This is a genomic window from Mycobacterium angelicum, from assembly GCF_002086155.1.
GTDB classification, from domain to species: domain Bacteria; phylum Actinomycetota; class Actinomycetes; order Mycobacteriales; family Mycobacteriaceae; genus Mycobacterium; species Mycobacterium angelicum.
This window is the reverse complement of the sequence record NZ_MVHE01000404.1, coordinates 1-266: the sequence shown is the minus strand read 5'-3', so window position 1 is coordinate 266 and position 266 is coordinate 1. Positions and strand designations below refer to the sequence as shown.

1 protein-coding gene is annotated in these 266 nt (G+C 60.9%); it reads right to left on the bottom strand.

Annotation, left to right across the window (positions count from 1 at the left end):
* Positions 1-58 precede the first annotated feature (58 nt).
* On the bottom strand, positions 59-266 hold a 208-nt coding region (locus BST12_RS30005), incomplete at its 5' end, for a hypothetical protein (RefSeq protein WP_211281447.1).

The window sequence follows — 266 nt, the reverse complement described above, 5'->3', positions numbered from 1 at the left end:
GACCTTGGGTGGCGCCAGCAATTCATAGGGCGAGCGGGTCCATAGAGCGAACGGGGCGTCAGGCCACCTGATTGACCAGAGCTTCAGCCGCGTCAACGATTGATAAGGTTTCGGCCTGCCAGTTGTCCTCTTGGCTGCGATAAGGCCCGGTAGCCAGCGAAATCGCGACCGCCGCAGAGCGCAGTCTCAACTCAATCGGATCGACCCGCGAATCAAAGACCGGAACCCACGCTGTCAAAATCTGCCGCATGCGATCGGCCTGGGGC